Source organism: Paenibacillus sp. GCM10027626, from assembly GCF_042676285.1.
Classification (GTDB): domain Bacteria; phylum Bacillota; class Bacilli; order Paenibacillales; family Paenibacillaceae; genus Paenibacillus_Z.
In genome coordinates this window covers 344309-358852 of sequence record NZ_JBHTHC010000001.1, presented here as the reverse complement: position 1 = coordinate 358852, position 14544 = coordinate 344309, and the positions used below count along the sequence as shown (strand labels likewise).

Annotated in this window: 28 protein-coding genes and 1 tRNA gene; 1 reads left to right on the top strand and 28 read right to left on the bottom strand. The window is 47.1% G+C overall.

The genetic code is table 11. The annotated features are described in order from the left end of the window. Positions 1-306: 306 nt before the first annotated feature. The 8 genes from ACFQ0N_RS01740 to ACFQ0N_RS01705 form a co-directional block, all read right to left on the bottom strand. Positions 307-573: a hypothetical protein gene (locus ACFQ0N_RS01740; protein ID WP_379322617.1), complete on the bottom strand. Its 267-nt coding sequence runs from the start codon at positions 571-573 to the stop codon at positions 307-309. Positions 574-876: 303 nt separating this feature from the next. Beyond that, positions 877-1425 carry a hypothetical protein gene (locus ACFQ0N_RS01735; RefSeq protein ID WP_379322616.1) on the bottom strand — a complete coding sequence of 183 codons (549 nt, stop codon included), beginning with the start codon at positions 1423-1425 and terminating at the stop codon, positions 877-879. A gap of 21 nt (positions 1426-1446) precedes the next feature. Then, on the bottom strand, positions 1447-2715 hold the full coding sequence (locus tag ACFQ0N_RS01730) for a YncE family protein (RefSeq protein WP_379322615.1): 1269 nt from the start codon (positions 2713-2715) through the stop codon (positions 1447-1449). Positions 2716-2731: 16 nt separating this feature from the next. Further along, a complete protein-coding gene (locus tag ACFQ0N_RS01725; protein WP_379322614.1) occupies positions 2732-3013 on the bottom strand; it encodes a DUF5052 family protein in 282 nt (93 codons plus the stop codon). 92 nt (positions 3014-3105) lie between these two features. Continuing rightward, positions 3106-3176, bottom strand: a tRNA-Gly gene (locus ACFQ0N_RS01720). A 662-nt stretch (positions 3177-3838) separates the two neighbouring features. After that, on the bottom strand, positions 3839-4171 hold the full coding sequence (locus ACFQ0N_RS01715; RefSeq protein WP_379322613.1) for a hypothetical protein: 333 nt from the start codon (positions 4169-4171) through the stop codon (positions 3839-3841). Positions 4172-4272: 101 nt separating this feature from the next. After that, complete coding sequence (locus tag ACFQ0N_RS01710) at positions 4273-4431, bottom strand: hypothetical protein (RefSeq protein ID WP_379322612.1); 159 nt, start codon at positions 4429-4431, stop codon at positions 4273-4275. A gap of 327 nt (positions 4432-4758) precedes the next feature. Next, complete coding sequence (locus ACFQ0N_RS01705) at positions 4759-4971, bottom strand: hypothetical protein (protein WP_379322611.1); 213 nt, start codon at positions 4969-4971, stop codon at positions 4759-4761. A gap of 145 nt (positions 4972-5116) precedes the next feature. On the opposite strand from ACFQ0N_RS01705, the gene ACFQ0N_RS01700 reads away from it, so the two are divergent. After that, entirely contained in the window at positions 5117-5329 is a 213-nt protein-coding gene (locus ACFQ0N_RS01700) for a helix-turn-helix domain-containing protein (RefSeq protein WP_379322610.1), read from the top strand. A gap of 15 nt (positions 5330-5344) precedes the next feature. Here the strand turns inward: ACFQ0N_RS01700 and ACFQ0N_RS01695 are convergent, their stop codons facing one another. The 20 genes from ACFQ0N_RS01695 to ACFQ0N_RS01600 all read right to left on the bottom strand — a co-directional run bounded on the left by ACFQ0N_RS01695 (position 5345) and on the right by ACFQ0N_RS01600 (position 14532). Beyond that, entirely contained in the window at positions 5345-5875 is a 531-nt protein-coding gene (locus tag ACFQ0N_RS01695) for a sigma factor-like helix-turn-helix DNA-binding protein (RefSeq protein ID WP_379322609.1), read from the bottom strand. A 127-nt stretch (positions 5876-6002) separates the two neighbouring features. Beyond that, positions 6003-6758, bottom strand: a complete 756-nt coding sequence (locus ACFQ0N_RS01690; RefSeq protein WP_379322608.1) for a 2-methylcitrate dehydratase — start codon at positions 6756-6758, stop codon at positions 6003-6005. Between the two features lie 114 nt (positions 6759-6872). Further along, complete coding sequence (locus ACFQ0N_RS01685; RefSeq protein WP_379322607.1) at positions 6873-7052, bottom strand: hypothetical protein; 180 nt, start codon at positions 7050-7052, stop codon at positions 6873-6875. Beyond that, positions 7042-7230 carry a DUF1653 domain-containing protein gene (locus ACFQ0N_RS01680; protein WP_379322606.1) on the bottom strand — a complete coding sequence of 63 codons (189 nt, stop codon included), beginning with the start codon at positions 7228-7230 and terminating at the stop codon, positions 7042-7044. The genes ACFQ0N_RS01685 and ACFQ0N_RS01680 overlap by 11 nt, the downstream gene beginning before the upstream one ends. Next, positions 7230-7856, bottom strand: coding sequence for a nucleoside triphosphate pyrophosphohydrolase family protein (locus tag ACFQ0N_RS01675; RefSeq protein ID WP_379322605.1), 627 nt, complete (start codon positions 7854-7856; stop codon positions 7230-7232). Before ACFQ0N_RS01675 ends, ACFQ0N_RS01680 begins: the two co-directional genes overlap by 1 nt. Before the next feature lie 4 nt (positions 7857-7860). Beyond that, a complete protein-coding gene (locus tag ACFQ0N_RS01670) occupies positions 7861-8118 on the bottom strand; it encodes a hypothetical protein (protein WP_379322604.1) in 258 nt (85 codons plus the stop codon). Then, complete coding sequence (locus ACFQ0N_RS01665; protein ID WP_379322603.1) at positions 8111-8335, bottom strand: hypothetical protein; 225 nt, start codon at positions 8333-8335, stop codon at positions 8111-8113. The genes ACFQ0N_RS01670 and ACFQ0N_RS01665 overlap by 8 nt, the downstream gene beginning before the upstream one ends. Further along, entirely contained in the window at positions 8332-8589 is a 258-nt protein-coding gene (locus ACFQ0N_RS01660; RefSeq protein WP_379322602.1) for a hypothetical protein, read from the bottom strand. Before ACFQ0N_RS01660 ends, ACFQ0N_RS01665 begins: the two co-directional genes overlap by 4 nt. A 16-nt stretch (positions 8590-8605) precedes the next feature. Beyond that, positions 8606-8989, bottom strand: coding sequence for a hypothetical protein (locus ACFQ0N_RS01655; RefSeq protein ID WP_379322601.1), 384 nt, complete (start codon positions 8987-8989; stop codon positions 8606-8608). 28 nt (positions 8990-9017) lie between these two features. Continuing rightward, positions 9018-9725: an HNH endonuclease gene (locus ACFQ0N_RS01650; RefSeq protein WP_379322600.1), complete on the bottom strand. Its 708-nt coding sequence runs from the start codon at positions 9723-9725 to the stop codon at positions 9018-9020. Positions 9726-9741: 16 nt separating this feature from the next. After that, complete coding sequence (locus ACFQ0N_RS01645; protein WP_379322599.1) at positions 9742-9933, bottom strand: hypothetical protein; 192 nt, start codon at positions 9931-9933, stop codon at positions 9742-9744. A gap of 368 nt (positions 9934-10301) precedes the next feature. Continuing rightward, positions 10302-10649, bottom strand: coding sequence for a hypothetical protein (locus tag ACFQ0N_RS01640; RefSeq protein WP_379322598.1), 348 nt, complete (start codon positions 10647-10649; stop codon positions 10302-10304). Position 10650: 1 nt separating this feature from the next. After that, positions 10651-10809, bottom strand: a complete 159-nt coding sequence (locus ACFQ0N_RS01635) for a hypothetical protein (protein WP_379322597.1) — start codon at positions 10807-10809, stop codon at positions 10651-10653. Further along, positions 10796-11080 carry a hypothetical protein gene (locus ACFQ0N_RS01630; RefSeq protein WP_379322596.1) on the bottom strand — a complete coding sequence of 95 codons (285 nt, stop codon included), beginning with the start codon at positions 11078-11080 and terminating at the stop codon, positions 10796-10798. Before ACFQ0N_RS01630 ends, ACFQ0N_RS01635 begins: the two co-directional genes overlap by 14 nt. 13 nt (positions 11081-11093) lie before the next feature. Further along, the gene (locus ACFQ0N_RS01625) at positions 11094-12242 is read right to left on the bottom strand and encodes a DNA-methyltransferase (RefSeq protein ID WP_379322595.1); all 1149 of its coding nucleotides are present in this window, start codon (positions 12240-12242) and stop codon (positions 11094-11096) included. Next, positions 12239-12706, bottom strand: coding sequence for a hypothetical protein (locus tag ACFQ0N_RS01620; RefSeq protein ID WP_379322594.1), 468 nt, complete (start codon positions 12704-12706; stop codon positions 12239-12241). The genes ACFQ0N_RS01625 and ACFQ0N_RS01620 overlap by 4 nt, the downstream gene beginning before the upstream one ends. Further along, a complete protein-coding gene (locus ACFQ0N_RS01615; protein ID WP_379322593.1) occupies positions 12703-12936 on the bottom strand; it encodes a hypothetical protein in 234 nt (77 codons plus the stop codon). Before ACFQ0N_RS01615 ends, ACFQ0N_RS01620 begins: the two co-directional genes overlap by 4 nt. Then, a complete protein-coding gene (locus ACFQ0N_RS01610) occupies positions 12936-13937 on the bottom strand; it encodes a DUF5131 family protein (protein ID WP_379322592.1) in 1002 nt (333 codons plus the stop codon). The genes ACFQ0N_RS01615 and ACFQ0N_RS01610 overlap by 1 nt, the downstream gene beginning before the upstream one ends. Beyond that, a complete protein-coding gene (locus tag ACFQ0N_RS01605) occupies positions 13934-14098 on the bottom strand; it encodes a hypothetical protein (protein ID WP_379322591.1) in 165 nt (54 codons plus the stop codon). Before ACFQ0N_RS01605 ends, ACFQ0N_RS01610 begins: the two co-directional genes overlap by 4 nt. A 5-nt stretch (positions 14099-14103) precedes the next feature. Then, a complete protein-coding gene (locus ACFQ0N_RS01600) occupies positions 14104-14532 on the bottom strand; it encodes a hypothetical protein (RefSeq protein ID WP_379322590.1) in 429 nt (142 codons plus the stop codon). Between the last annotated feature and the right edge of the window lie 12 nt (positions 14533-14544).

The following is a 14544-nucleotide window of genomic DNA, read 5'->3' as shown; positions in this document are numbered from 1 at the left end:
GCGGCTTTAATTCTCTCTTAATCACTTCATAACCATGTCGAGCTTTCTTCCCGCCAAACGAAATCATTGAATATGATTGATTGAAGTAACAGTTTTCGATACATTTTGTTGTTGGATATTCTGTTCAAGTGTCATAACATAATGTCTGAACGATTTATCTTTTTCGAATAAAAAATACAGCTTGATCATTCCCCACAAAGTAGGAGACGAAAATCTATAGATACCTTTTTGCATATACCATCGATTGTCCTGTTTCCAAAACATTTACTATCATCCTCCTTTGAAGGAAACAAAAAAGCCACTCCTTTAAGAGTGACCAATTCCAAGCCATCGTAAATCACGTTCACGTTCCAGTCTACCTTTTTCGAATTCGAAAGCTTCTCTGGTTGTCATGGCGGTTGTTCTGGCAAGTTCTTTTATTCTTTCACGAAAACAGTTCAAATCAATTTCTGTCCCGTCTCCCTCTCGCAACTTATTTTCTCTCATCACAAAATAATTTATGTCACATTCTAACTTGGTACTCTCTCTGACCCATGATAATAGATGAACATTTGACACCACACCCAATTGCATTAATATCATTCCTCTCTATATGCGTTATTCATGAAAACTCGCAATGGAGTGACCGCTTATATACGTATACAGTTACTAAGTGCTAGTCCTTTAAAACCCTACAAATATCAGTGGATCAAATACGACGTACTAACGCTACGCTCGTACTTAAAAGCATACGTACTTTGCAACTAGAGAGCATTAAAGGCAAGACCATTATACAAAGATTATCGCAAATCCTCCAAATTCGATTAAAGACGAATACATAGAGAGATTGGTAAACATTCGTTCCGATTCTCTCTAATTCTCTGATTACCTCAGTTTCTAGCTTTTGAGTGCAGAAATCAAAGCGTTAAGAGTCGTTGCAACTTCTTCCATTGTTGCTGTTGCTGGATCCGCAATCGGTGTCAACGCCGCAACCTCCGGTTTATTTTTGGTGCGCTCGTTGATAGCTCCGGCCAGTACCGCAGCCGTAATAGCCCGGGCCGTTGCGGCCGTTCCTGCTGTTGCTTCGGCAGCTGTGATAGCCGTCAGATTCTGGCTGCTGGTCCCGGCACCTATCGCCGTACGCGCAACCGCCTGATCTGCTGCCGTCAGGACACTACGGCCAACAGCAGATGCATCGGATATTTGCGCTGCGGTGTGTGTATGAGATTCCGGCGGGAAAGTATTTGGTTTACCAGTCACTCGGGACCAGGCAACAGCGTCAGCTGCAAGCTTTTCTTCTGTTACAGCTCCATCAGCAAGCTTCGCTGTATTTATTGATCCATCCGGTACATCGCCTCCACCGCCGCCCACTATCATTACAGGAAGTGGGTCTTGCTCGGTCACTTTTACAACTTGGCCATTCTTCCAAATCTCATTTACGGACATGCCTTCAACTCCTCCCCTTATTTAGAACTCCAGAAACCTAATCACTCTAGCAGGCATCATGTCACACGGCGTATAAAAGTGTGATCCAATCAACGTTAGTACGCTTGGAAATCCTACAGCTAATCCGAGCGCGCCAACTCGCGTCATATCATCCTTTTTGATCTTGATGATAGTCGTAGGGCTGATCCAAGCTCCGACATAGACATATTCGTCCGTACATATTAGCGAGTAGCAGTTGGACTCGCCCAGTTCTGCCGTGTATACAGATAATTTTTGCATTGTCGTCGGATCAACTTTCGCAACTTTAACTCCAGCGCTAGTGGGAGTAGCAGCGTCTCCGGGTACAGGGGCTATCCCCATGTACAGGTACTGTCCATCCGTTTTTATCGCCCGTCCTTGATCTTCCCCGGTGTCAAATACAAGAGTCTTTATATCTGCCATTCGGTCGGGATCAATCTTTACAAGTCGCGCTGGAGACGTTCCGCAAGCGGCGTACAAGTATCCTCCGCAAAGAGTCATTCCATATATCCTGTCATCTCCGGGAGAGAGTACTAAGCTTCCGATACGCTCCATTGTCTTTCCATGCGGGTCGATTTTTACAATCTTCCCCGGCCCCGTATCGCATCCGACGTACAGATACTTTCCGTCGTATACCAATGCGCGTACTTGTTTGTCGGTAATTGCTTCATCCTTGCCCTCCAAAACGTCGATTATTTTCAGCGTTTTGGTATCAATGCGCGTTAACATGTATGGGTTAGTGAAGCTGCCGTGAATGAGAATATCTCCGGGCAAGCACATCAAAGCGTTAATGCGAGTTTCATCCTGCAAGGTTCCGGAAGGAAGTGTCAGGCTGCCTTCTCGTTGCAATGTGTGAATATTAATCTTCACAATCACTGCTGGAGTAAGATTTAGTCCAACATAGATATGATCTTTTCCGTCATAAGCCATTGCAGTCCCGTAGTTCTCACCCTCATGTAATCTTGTGATTTGTGACAATTGGTCACTTCTATAGGATGACTCCCTAATTATTTGCTTTCTAATTACGCCCATCGCGCATGCTTCCTCCCATAAAAGTCCCCTAATATCAGCGATTTCCGCAAGCTTTTCGAGTATGTCTGCGGACAATTTAGCTGCCGTAACAGCGCCGTCGGCAAGCTTGGATGTTGTAATCGAACCGTCCGGAATTCCTCCGCCGCTGCCACCGCCTATGACTACAACCGGAAGCGGATTATCCATTGTCACTTTGACTGGTCGTTTATCGGATTCGTCCCACACTTCATTAACAGACATCTCAATCCCCCTATGTTTATTCTTTTTCTTGTTCCTCTATTACGACTGTCGCGTTATAGATCAGCACTCGCTTGCCGTTTATATCAAACTTTACTTTATTGCCGTACTCGTTAACCTCAACGTCAAACTTGCCGCTGTATGTCTTGATGACATTGCCGTTCTGGTCGTAGACTTCTGCTTTCCGATCAAGCCCGTTAATATTTGAACCAATATCCTTAACAGCCCGATCCCAGCTTTCACATCCGGACAAAACAAAAATAACCGCTGCCGCGGCTGCAATTAGCATTATTCGTTTCATAGTAAACTCACTCCTTTGGCAAAATAAAAAGCCGCTCGATTGAGCGACTCAATAGGCAACAGGCGGCAATAAGCCGCGGTGAATCGGGTAAAAGCGAACAGCGGGAATCGAACCCGCGTCATTGGAGTGGAAATCCAAGGCACCACCTCTATACCATGTCCGCATAATAAGCAAGAGGCGCTCTCGGCAGCGCCCCTCACTCAAGCTCACGAAACTACACGTCAAAAACAATCTGCATAACGAGGCAAGGATCGGTATATTTGAGTATGCGAGTTTACTCGCTCCTTGCTTGTACGCGGCCGCGGGCCATTCTCCCACGAATCGCCTGACGGCTTTGCTTTTCCGACTCAAACGGCTGAACATTTACCAGGTTGTCAACCCCTACGACCATTAAGGTAGTTCAGTAAACCTTGTGCTACGCGTTCTCTTCCGCCACCGCACGGCGCCCTGCAATGTGTGAATTTGAATGATGTTATTTTTGGTGCTGGTGCCACCAGCCAGAGCAGGGCAGGATATCACAAAAATACTACACGTCTCCTGAGGCCCGCAGTTCGATTTTAAGGCGCTGGCAATCCAGACGGTTGGATTGAGCGATCTACATATGGAACGCCTGTCAAATCGAAAATACGAGCGCCTGTCAACGTTTTGAATGGACAACTAGGCAGGAGCTTTGCACCGAAAATATTTTTGCCAATTTCAAGGCGCCGGCTGTTATTCTGAGCGTTCACGCTCAATCGGTGTCCTGTCTCAATGTCCTTACACTTATAGGTGGCGCTTGCAGGTCAAAAAACCGCACTTTACAATAAAAAACAGTACAAAACATACTTATTCTTGATTATTCTTTACTAAACCAGCAATATCTTCTTTGATGTAGTCAGCAGCTCCGATGATTGCCTGCAAATCTCCAGCATTAAGATAATTTGTACTTATCTCACCATCAAGCGGGCTGCCTCCGCTAGTTTCTGATGTGGATATAATCAAAAACTCAAACCCTGCTTGGATATAGGCTTTGTACTTCGTCTCCACCCTATCCTTATCAACATAAGGCGTGAACTGGTGCTTGGTAACGGCTATGATTTTGGCATAACTTATTTTCTCCAGTCGCTTATTTACAGCATCCCGCAGCACCTGCGGACAATCGGTTAATTCAATACTCATGATTCATCATCCTTCCTACGCTTGCGAATCTCCAGTATTATGTTTAATGTCATTACCGCGGCGAACAGTCCAACAAACCATAGAATACATGTCCCCATACGCTACCTCTTTCGCCGCGGCCGGCAAACTATCCGGCATTTGCCCGCATCGCTATCTTCGTCGATCCGGAACCATACGTCAGTACCAAACATAAGCATCGGGACGATCAGATTTCCATATACCGCATAATCCAGGTGCTTAACCTGTTTTAGTGCACTCATGACCTCTTATACCTCCCAGAAGGCCCCAAAGGGCCTGTGTTATTTGAGGGGAGCGCTAGGCTCCCTGTGTTGGTAACGCAAAGTCATAGACCTCCAACCCGTTAACGCCGCTTATCTTGCGCAACGTGATGCGTTTACGGTGTATTAGGTTGTTTATCCGCATTTCCTCGTCTGTTAACGAGTAGATGCGATCAACCATGTATATTGAACCAAACTGCTCGACTTGCTGATTAAGTTTGTACATATTCATCCACGCTCCCAATGTTTAATATTTGAATCGTCTATGTTAAGATTGGGAGGAGGGAGCGGCTAACTCCCTCCGTTAACTTACTTGTGCTTACGTTGTTGCTGCATCTTAGCGTGCAGGTCGTAAGCGCGTTGCTCGTCATCAGAGAGTTGGAACCTCTCGATGATCTTCGAGCTTTCTTCCCGGAACACTTCCCGAGTCATGCGCCCCAGTCCCAACTGATCGCGCAACACTCGCAGGTAGTGTTCTCTTTTTTGCATTTTTTCAAATGCTCTTCGAGTTGCCTTATCCATTGTTTCCACCCTTTCTGAAAGCTCATCTTTAACTTTCTAAATATATTATAGCATTTCATGAAGATATATGCAATACTTTTCTTTGACATTTTAAAGATTTGCTTTTATACTAGTGGTAAATAATTCGCGAAGGGAAAGATGTATTATGCCGTTCTCGTTTAAGCCTCTCTGGGTAAAATTGGCTCAGGAAGAAATGACCAAAGAAGAATTAAGACAGGCTCTAGGGTTATCGTCAGCAACAATTGCAAAGATGGGGAAAGGGGAAAATGTATCACTTGATGTTATCGATAAGATTTGTTCGCATTTCAATGTGCAGCCTAATGACATTATGGAGCATAAAAAAGAGCAGGAGGGATGACCTCGCTGCTCCTATTCAAAACAACGTCCCCTGCCATCCTGCCGTAACCTTGGCATGTGCCCGCTGTACATACTTATCAACCGCCCCCTTGCTGATCCCGAGCATGTCCGCAATATACGAATGCGGGAAGCACTGTCCGAACGACAGAGTAAAGCACTCGCGCTCTTGTGGGCTTAATATATCCAAGACCTCCCGCAGCCTGTGCGCCTCGTCGTCCGTCAGGCTCGACGGGCTGGCTGCTTTGGTCTGCTGCATGTATGATTGCATCTTGAGCGGATCCATTAGCTTTTCCCGTTGGTATGCTGCTCGGCGCTCGATGCCCCGTTTGTTACCTGGTCGGCGCCCGGTGTGCATCCACATGATTGCAAAATTGATATCCGATATCATGCCGCGGAGTAAGTGAGCGTCCGCCCCGTGTTCTCCGCATTCTTTCAACGCCTGGCGCAGCTGCCAATACGTTTTACGATAAGCCTGCTTAAGTTCCCGGATGTCGGCCAGATAGCCGCGCTCATCTAGCTCTGGCATGCGGTATTTTTTATCACCCACTTTGTCACGCCCCTTTTGTGGGAGGGCTCCGAAGAGCCCCGCTAAATCTATTTAAGTAAAAGTGCTGCGATGCTCCAGCAGATCAGGCAAATTGCCCAGCTGACTACAAGCGCCCAATTGATTCGCATTACCAGTTATCCGGATCTTGCCCAACTCCGGCCATTGGATCAGATTCGTCGTCTTCCAACTTTTCTGGATCGTCGTGTTCCTCTTCCGCCGCGGCGCCAGCTTCCTCCGTCGTCATTTGATCTTGGTCTTTGTCGTCTGATTCTTTTTCCTCAGCTTTTGTAAGTGATTTCGTAATCACCTCATCAGCTGCCTTCGACCTGTTTTCTCTCCACTCATTCCATTTTGCAGCCAGCGGAGCCACTCGCTTGCTATATTCCTCCAGAACTTCGGCCAATTTTCCGCTTGAAAGTTCAAGATCAGAAGCAATACGAAGATAACTTTCACCAGACGCATTCCGATTCAAGATATCCGAAAAGTCATATTCAAGGTCTTCGAAGCGCGGCGCCAGTCCGCTCATGATAAACTCATTGACTACTTCCCGAGATATTTCTGCTTCCTCTTCGATAATTTGAGGTTTCTCTGGTGGAAGTCCCAAATCCATTTCGGCCTGCTCACCCTCAACCTTATATTCACTGACAACGCCCTGATCATCGACTTTGTAGCTGATTACCGGTTCATTAGTCTTTGCATTGCGCTGAATCCGGTAGCTTATCACTTGTGCGTCAAGGCCGAGATTTACATCCTGGTCAATCATCTCGGCAATCGCGTCTAATTCTCCAGCACTCATTCGAACTGATGATTCAAATACAAGAACTTTCTTTCCACCTTTTCTCAGATCAACTTTCAGAAGCTTAGCTTTGATATTTGCAAACATTTATAATTGCTCCTCTCGAATTTGGGTTTTATTTCGCCGTTCCCCTTTTGTTCCGAGAACGTCCGTTTGGTTCAATGGGTGCAGCTACCCGCCAGATCGCCGGTGGCGTCTGTTTTATTTGTTTTCTATTTCATCAGCCAGCTGGTTAACTCTATCAATCCAGCGATCAAAACTTTCTTTACCCGGGCCGATCTGGCCGACACATTCCGGCCGCAGCGGGCATCCGCCGCAGTTCGATTTGTAGTTTTGCTCGCAGATAGATTTGGCTGTCGATGTGAGTTGTTTATACTCCATCGCTTATCTCCACAAACCGCTTTGTACCGTCAGGCAGGCAACCATGGAACATCTCAAACGGTCTCGCCCATAACTGGCCGTATTTGTCCTGATAAATCACCAGTTGCTCTGATGTCTCTGAATGCCAGGCGACGTTTATCACTGTGTACTCGCCGCCTTTATAGTGCCTGTACCGCATCAGATCACCTTCCCGCCGTGCCTTACGTCCCTAGTTGCGTTGTAGGCCATCTTTTCGGCAATCGCTTTGTCGAGATCGATGCCGTTATCTTCGCTGATATACCATACTGTCATTAATACACCGATTAGACATTCTTGTGAGTACCCGGGATGATATTCCCTGAATGCTTTACTTGAATCTGATAATTGCTCATGGACAAAAGATAATTGACCTGGAAGGCTGCTATCAGCAAACCAGTCCTCCGTTTCGTTTTTCAAATGTTCGAAACCTTTTTCTATCTCAGGTTTAAAAACTTCATCCCAATCTTCCTGCATTGCTCCACCCCATCCATACTTGCCAGCGATGTCAAAGATACGAATACAGATGTCGGCCAACTCGGAAGGGATGCCGCAGGGCTTGTATTCGGGAGTGACTTGATAACCAGCATGGTAAGCTACGCGGTCATTGTCACTCTCCTTCTCATACCAAACCTCATCCGGCTTCTTCCTATTCCGGAAGTCCTCCAGCGCTTCGCTGACCTCCGAATGCACCAGTGCGATCAGTTCACCATATGTGCGTTCTTCCTGCCACCAGCCTTTTGATACGGCGTTCTTGTGAGCTGCTCCGACCAATTCAATGATTTTCATTCGTTTATTCCTCACCTTCGTTATATTCATTAATCAAATTCGTTTCTAAGTGAAAATGAGTGCGATCCTCTAAACGATCAATTCGAGCATCCACGTAATCAACAAAAAAGTGAGTGCCTGACAAAGTAATCTGTTGCGCGTAATGATTGATTTCAATGGTATCCACTAACACCAATGCATTATCCGCCTCAGTTTGTCTGAAAAACCGTTGATCAGGCTCTAATTTGATAACGATGCTTTCAAAGTTTGTTTGATTATTCATCGTTTGCCTCCACCTCATCAGGATAATTAATGCCGGGAACATCAAGTCCAAGCATGTCAAGCGTTCGCACGATAGTGATAATTTCCGTTTCCCGCACAGGAGCAATCGAAGAAACTATACTGCTTTTGTGTAAATCATCGAAATACTTCTGTAGCTTGGCGATATTTTCGATGTTTACTTTCAAGTTCGCAGTCTCTCCACTCATAAACCCGCTCATCCCTCCTTTGGCTTTGACACCCAGGCAAATGCCATGCCGATCCTGCCGTTAAAATCCTCTCGGACATAAGCCGCACCTTTCGGCACATATTCGCTCGGGTATATCCGCAAAAGTCCGTAGCTGGTATCAACAGACTCTTTTTCGGCCATACGAGACTGACGACTAACAAAAAGTTTGAAATCTTCAACTCGTAGGCCGGATTTGATATGTGGCTCCAGCGCATCGTGAATCATCTGCATGGCTAATGGATTCATTTCTGATCGCTCCAAGTTACCCGTTTTTGAATGGCTCGACATTAACTATTTTGAAAAAATTCGGTTCATATCCAAATTCCTGCATCCACTCATTGACGACTTTTGTCAGCCGTTCGGATAAAATTTTCTCATGCTCCGACTTAACATCCCGCAAATAATCCTCCGCCGGTTCTCCGCATTCGTCATATATATTTTCGCCGATATCATCCAACACCCGATCGGCGTCGACCGTTACGAACGTCGGGTATGGCTCAATCTGCCCAACATACAGCGTTTCGTAGTCTTCCGGCAGATAATAAGATTTTCCTTCAGTGATCGCTTCCTCTTTCGTGTCATGGTACGATCCAGTTCCCCAAGTACCATCATCTGTATGATTAAACATCCATTGTCCAGCTTTCAATGCCGTTCCCTCCCATTCATTTCAGTCTCTACGCCCTGCGTACAGGAGTAGTGCCTTTGCTTTTAAACGGCGTTGTAGTTTTTTCAGCAACTGGCACATATTCACTTGCTGGCATCCACATCCATTTCCCGAAGCTCTCATCGAATAACAAGAATTGAGTCAATCCATTTTCAAGCTGCTGAACAGCATATACCGTTCGAACAACTGTGTGGTTAAACGACAGATGTACTTTAAACACTCGCTTTTCCTCCTCCTCATGCCTTTCAATTTTGTTCAATCGCGCAAATTCACCATGGTATTTAATAGCAGCTGCGTTGTAAGCTAAAGCAGCCTCTTCCTTAGTAGGGAAACAACCAAGATGAATAGATTTCCTATTCACTCTTATAAGCGCCCTCCAAGATGGATTTTTAGCAGTCTTGTTAAGAAAAACACCCTTGTAACCTGACAAACCATTTCTTCCAGCGGAGTTCATTGCATTCTGTCCACGCGTTGCAAACCTCAGATTGCTTTTTCGATTATCTAGCCTATTGCCGTTAATGTGGTCGATGAACTGGTTTTCTCTGGCCTGCATTATCTCCCGATGCATGAGAATCTTCCAAATCTCACCCTTGCTTCTATCTCCAAGCCTATAAGCATAGCCATACTGTGACTTGTTCCAGGAATATTTAGACAGCAATTCATAATCGTCGTCGTCAACTAGGCATATTTCTCCTTTGCCTAGAATCAATTCCCTCACTGGTCTCACCACCTATTCATTTTGATACCTTGCCTTTAATTTTCATTTTAGAATCTCGGGAAAGCAGCTCCATAATGTCGGCGTCCCCGTTTTCATATGAATCCAACTCATAAGCAAGTCGTTTTTCGTCTGTATCGCATTCTGGTGGATAATAATCGTTCGGCACATCAAGTTCTATCTCGATGGTAACTGTGATTCTAGCTTTCATACGGACACCGCCTATTCATTTTGTTACTTCTTCGAGAATTCGCCATGCGTTAGACGGTCCAGATGAGGACTCGATAACAACGGTAACGCCTGAAACAATGAGACTAGAAAACGTGTAAGTACTCCCCTCTCGCATTACCAAGAACCACTTTTTCGATATATCCATGGCATGCCCCCCCCTATTCATTGAATTACTTTGCCTGAAGATGTGTATAAAGTATCGGATAGGTATTCACCTGTTCCCGTCGACTCTTCCGATCCGCAGCTAGGGCATACCTGAAAATTGGGTTCTTCTGGGATTGCAAAGTGGTATTCACAAGTTTCGCAGATCATAACAGCCCACTTCATAGCCATTTTTCGAACACCGCCCTATTCTGCATTAATCGTTACGATAAACCGCCCATAACCCGCATCCTCGACATGCTCTTCAGTTTGGCAGATCGGGCAAACGGTAGCTGAATGATCAATTTCCTCGTAATCTTCAACCGCAAACTGAGCAAAGCAATAAGTGCATTCGTACAAGTGCATCATTAGTGGCGGTTCTATATCACTTTCACCATGACGCAAAGGCCATTCAGACGGCGATTTTTTACGCTCTCGCGAAATTAAGGTGATGCAAGAACGTTTGGTAATTCCGAGCTGATTTGCTATATCTGCCGGACTCATCCCACTCATAAACAGAGTGTGCAACTGCTCCCGATCGACTTTCTTTTGCATTTCACTCTACCCTTTCTGCTTCTTCGTTCAATTCCCTGATGCACTGGCGGCAGACCGCTTTGCCGTTCCACTGCTGCAGGAAATTGGCGTTCTGCCGGCAGCCGCAGACAAAACACGCTTGCAGGCCGACCACAACGGGCCGTTGTTTAGTTGCTTTCATCTTTCGAACCCTCGCATATTGTTTCAATGTACTGCCTGATCTCTCTAACCTCTTGCAAAAGCTCTCGCAGCGTTGAAGCAGTCGAAGCCATGATTTTGAGCTTTAGAAAGTGCTTGAGCGCATATTCAATCCCTGTGAAATAACCGATCGTTTTGAAAATTTCGCGCTCCTTGCCTTCTGGTCCAACTGTGGTAGCTCCGGTATATTCTTTCAAGATGAACTGCAGCGCATCTGATTCCAGATAAATATTGCCTTCAATTTGGACTTTCATAGACTGACTCCTTTCAAAATAGTTTTTGCTGTACCGCCGCCGTCCGGCGCTCGGCTATATCAATGTACTGTTTGCCGATTTCGATAATCGTACATTCCCGACCAAGGGCATGCGCGACCTTCAATGTTGTGCCGGATCCTCCGAACGGATCGAGCACTTCACCACCTGGCGGCGCGCCGGCCAATATACAAGGCTCAATCAGTTTTTCGGGGAATGTGGCAAAATGTGCTTCCGGGAATGGCTGGGTGGCCACTGTCCAAACGCTGCGCTTGTTCCTCATGCCGTTATACTCAATATCCTCCCGATCTGGGCGGTGCTGATGCGGTTGCCCGGGCGGCGGTGATTCTTTAACAGCTCGAGCAAAAGAATTGGCTTTGATCCGCCCGCGCCTCCTTGTTTCTGCATCTGTCCCATGCCCGAACCCAACTCCGGTACCGACTCGAAAATTCCCGCGGGCTTTTCGCTTCCCGCCTGCCTGGTTGTCAATTGTTTCATTTCCTGTGTAGGATCCGCCCCGGAATCCGTTTGCCCACTCGTCTTGTGCGCCAGGTTCCTTGATCGCCTCTTTGTCGTAGTAATAGCGCTCTGACTTTGACAGTAGAAACATGTACTCGTGGGCTTTAGTCGGCCTGTCTTGGACGCTTTCCGGCATTGGATTCGGCTTGCTCCAAATGTTGTCCATCCTCAGATACCAGCCGTCAGCCTGAAGAGCAAATGCGACGCGCCAAGGAATGCCTATCAAGTCTTTGACCTTGATTCCTGATATCGCTGTCCTTGCTACACTTTGACCCCTTCTGTCAGAATCCCAGCCTGCTACATCTGATTTAGAGCTATGTGTTTTATATCCGGTAGTTGCATAGGCATCGCCAAAATTCATCCAAAGAGTTCCGTCCAGCCTCAACACACGCCATACTTCCCGAAAGACAAGCACAGTATGAGCGACAAACATTTCAGGGGTAGGCTCCAGACCGAGGCAGCCGGTCCATGCGGGCACGGTGACAGGCGGCAGACCGGGCATAGGCGTGTAATTCACTTCCGGCCAGTCGCTCGGCGGGATGCCGTAATCTCTCAGCCCCCAGTATGGCGGGGAAGTTACGCAAGTGTAGAAGCGTTCCGTCTCCAACTTCTGCATAACAAGCCGGCAGTCGCCTTGTAAAATCAATTTGGCATCACACCTTTCCACTGCAACAAAGCCAATCCTCTCCGTTTGCTAGTGCCAATCGACCGCCACCCAGCAGCCTTAAAGCAACATCCTGGGTTTACACTCCGAATCTTTCTAGCATCGACATAAGTAATAATGCCATCAGGTGGCGGCTCTCCCCACTCTTTCACCGTCGCGTAAGTGGCTGCCACAACAAGGTCACTGCTCAGATGCGGGCTCTCATTGCGGAATATAGTACACTCCCATGCCCGCAGCCCGTCGTCCCTGATGCCATCCCACGTTACCCATACGGCATCACCCCAAGCGGTCCGAAGCACCAGGTTCCGCCCAGGCCTACAAAACATATCAGCACCAGGTGTCTGCCGGCTGTAATGTCGGTCGGCCAGTAGGCGGCAAGACCGGTCTCCCTTATGTGTGACAAGCCATGGGCCATACTGCTGAAGATCGAGCATGAGTTGATTCATACAGTTTCACCTGCATTTCGATTTCTAATGACAACCAATATCGCCTCTGGCCGCACCCCATAGCGCCCGCCGTACCACTCCGCGAACTCTTGATCGGTGTAATCTCCGTAAATGCTCCGCAGCTCCAGGATGCTTTTACGGACGTTGACGGCCAGATTTATCTCGTTATGCCGCCTGGAGTATTTACGATAGCGGTAGTCAATGTCTTTGTTTCTGCTAAATTCGGCCATCACTCTATCACCGGGAACTCATCCCATGTTCGCCCGTCCAGCATGCGGCCGGTTATTTTTTTGCCAATTTTCCAAACCCAAGTTTCGTCGTCAAATTGATATTGGTTCCGTTCATCGATTGCCTTTATCCCTACCCAAGAGGCGCCAGGATTACTCCACTCCCCCCACTGCTTGAAGTGAAACGCAACTCCTGCAGCCTGACATTGATCCCGCAAGCTACGCGCCCAGTCCGGATGCATCGGCCGAGCGCCGGGGCCGCTCTCGCCGCCAGTTATTACCCATTGAATATGCTCGTTTGTCGGCTCTGCATCTGGATATCCGTGGATATTGTCCGGGTCGTAGTAGGTAGGAACCCATCCAGGAGTCATAAGCCACATCGAAAGGTTGACCGGGCCTAACAACGGCTCGCAACTCAAGAACCGGACCGCCGCAGGCGTTTGAAGCAGCAGCGGAATCCTTTCATCCGCAGCCTTCTGGTTCTCCACGCTCACACCGAGCCAGACGTTTTTTAATGGCCAGCCTGGTTTGTCCGTTGCTCCGCACTTATTCCGGTTATGAACGTAGTAATTAGCTAGTTCGTCACCAGTTAGCAATTCAGCAGCATGACTCAGTACAGCAGCTGGGCCTCTTGTTTCTAATCCTTGTAAATAGTTCTTCATGCGCTCGGGCCGCTTGGTCAGTACTTGAAATGTATGCCTTGGTGCCAGTGCCATTACAGCAAATACTTTGTCAATGTAATCATCTGGCACATCCTTATGAAACAGATCGCTCATGCTGTTGACGAATATCCGGCGCGGCCGCTGCCACCGTATCGGTTGATCCAGCTTTTCCGGTCGAAGTGTTACTTTGAAGCCAGTTTCAAAATAGTGCCCTAGCGTCCCCTCGAATCGCTCTGTGAAGGACTTGGCATAGCAGTTACGACAGCCCTCGCTGACCTTACTGCAGCCTGTGACCGGATTCCACGTAGCGTCTGTCCATTCGATTTTCGTTTTATCACTCATCGCGGGTATACCTTCCTTTCCTTGTTCTGCATCCTGGCATGCCGTTGCTTCCTCCGGCGTACCAGCTCGGCCTCAGCGGCCTGCCGATCAGCTAACGATGCAAATTTGTCATCGTGCAGGATTACGCGCAGTTCGTAAAGCTTCGCTTTTCGCCAATTCATTCGGATCACTTCTCCCACCGGCCTATTCTGGTCAAATCGGTCATAAATCTTTGCTCATCAAACTGGATAGTTGAAGAATGATAAATCCAGATGCGTTCCCTGAGCATGAAGCTTCCCTTTAGAAAAATCACTGAACCTGTAAAATAGGCGTAATGTTCATCCCTTTCGGTTTGGTAGATGATATTGCCCTTCATCTTGAAATGATTACGGATACGGGTGACAAGGTCTTCCCATTCCTTCTCGGCAAAACTTGTTTCTTCTGTCTTGTACCAATCCATCGCATCATAGTCAGTGGTATCATCTGGATCGGTTGTACTGACTCTCTCCCGATGTTTTCTTTCTAATTGCTGTTTGTAGGTAAGTAATGCTTCTTGATAAATACGAACGTGATAGAAATACCCGTTCCCCTCTGCATTCGGCTTATAGATTTGCATTTACTCAACATC

Coding starts and splice junctions, on each gene's coding strand:
- ACFQ0N_RS01740 (WP_379322617.1), bottom strand. CDS start 573: ATGCAATTGGGTGTGGTGTCAAATGTTCATCTATTATCATGGGTCAGA.
- ACFQ0N_RS01735 (WP_379322616.1), bottom strand. CDS start 1,425: ATGTCCGTAAATGAGATTTGGAAGAATGGCCAAGTTGTAAAAGTGACC.
- ACFQ0N_RS01730 (WP_379322615.1), bottom strand. CDS start 2,715: ATGTCTGTTAATGAAGTGTGGGACGAATCCGATAAACGACCAGTCAAA.
- ACFQ0N_RS01725 (WP_379322614.1), bottom strand. CDS start 3,013: ATGAAACGAATAATGCTAATTGCAGCCGCGGCAGCGGTTATTTTTGTT.
- ACFQ0N_RS01715 (WP_379322613.1), bottom strand. CDS start 4,171: ATGAGTATTGAATTAACCGATTGTCCGCAGGTGCTGCGGGATGCTGTA.
- ACFQ0N_RS01710 (WP_379322612.1), bottom strand. CDS start 4,431: ATGAGTGCACTAAAACAGGTTAAGCACCTGGATTATGCGGTATATGGA.
- ACFQ0N_RS01705 (WP_379322611.1), bottom strand. CDS start 4,971: ATGGATAAGGCAACTCGAAGAGCATTTGAAAAAATGCAAAAAAGAGAA.
- ACFQ0N_RS01700 (WP_379322610.1), top strand. CDS start 5,117: ATGCCGTTCTCGTTTAAGCCTCTCTGGGTAAAATTGGCTCAGGAAGAA.
- ACFQ0N_RS01690 (WP_379322608.1), bottom strand. CDS start 6,758: ATGTTTGCAAATATCAAAGCTAAGCTTCTGAAAGTTGATCTGAGAAAA.
- ACFQ0N_RS01685 (WP_379322607.1), bottom strand. CDS start 7,052: ATGGAGTATAAACAACTCACATCGACAGCCAAATCTATCTGCGAGCAA.
- ACFQ0N_RS01680 (WP_379322606.1), bottom strand. CDS start 7,230: ATGCGGTACAGGCACTATAAAGGCGGCGAGTACACAGTGATAAACGTC.
- ACFQ0N_RS01675 (WP_379322605.1), bottom strand. CDS start 7,856: ATGAAAATCATTGAATTGGTCGGAGCAGCTCACAAGAACGCCGTATCA.
- ACFQ0N_RS01670 (WP_379322604.1), bottom strand. CDS start 8,118: ATGAATAATCAAACAAACTTTGAAAGCATCGTTATCAAATTAGAGCCT.
- ACFQ0N_RS01665 (WP_379322603.1), bottom strand. CDS start 8,335: ATGAGCGGGTTTATGAGTGGAGAGACTGCGAACTTGAAAGTAAACATC.
- ACFQ0N_RS01660 (WP_379322602.1), bottom strand. CDS start 8,589: ATGAATCCATTAGCCATGCAGATGATTCACGATGCGCTGGAGCCACAT.
- ACFQ0N_RS01645 (WP_379322599.1), bottom strand. CDS start 9,933: ATGAAAGCTAGAATCACAGTTACCATCGAGATAGAACTTGATGTGCCG.
- ACFQ0N_RS01640 (WP_379322598.1), bottom strand. CDS start 10,649: ATGCAAAAGAAAGTCGATCGGGAGCAGTTGCACACTCTGTTTATGAGT.
- ACFQ0N_RS01635 (WP_379322597.1), bottom strand. CDS start 10,809: ATGAAAGCAACTAAACAACGGCCCGTTGTGGTCGGCCTGCAAGCGTGT.
- ACFQ0N_RS01630 (WP_379322596.1), bottom strand. CDS start 11,080: ATGAAAGTCCAAATTGAAGGCAATATTTATCTGGAATCAGATGCGCTG.
- ACFQ0N_RS01620 (WP_379322594.1), bottom strand. CDS start 12,706: ATGAATCAACTCATGCTCGATCTTCAGCAGTATGGCCCATGGCTTGTC.
- ACFQ0N_RS01615 (WP_379322593.1), bottom strand. CDS start 12,936: ATGGCCGAATTTAGCAGAAACAAAGACATTGACTACCGCTATCGTAAA.
- ACFQ0N_RS01610 (WP_379322592.1), bottom strand. CDS start 13,937: ATGAGTGATAAAACGAAAATCGAATGGACAGACGCTACGTGGAATCCG.
- ACFQ0N_RS01605 (WP_379322591.1), bottom strand. CDS start 14,098: ATGAATTGGCGAAAAGCGAAGCTTTACGAACTGCGCGTAATCCTGCAC.
- ACFQ0N_RS01600 (WP_379322590.1), bottom strand. CDS start 14,532: ATGCAAATCTATAAGCCGAATGCAGAGGGGAACGGGTATTTCTATCAC.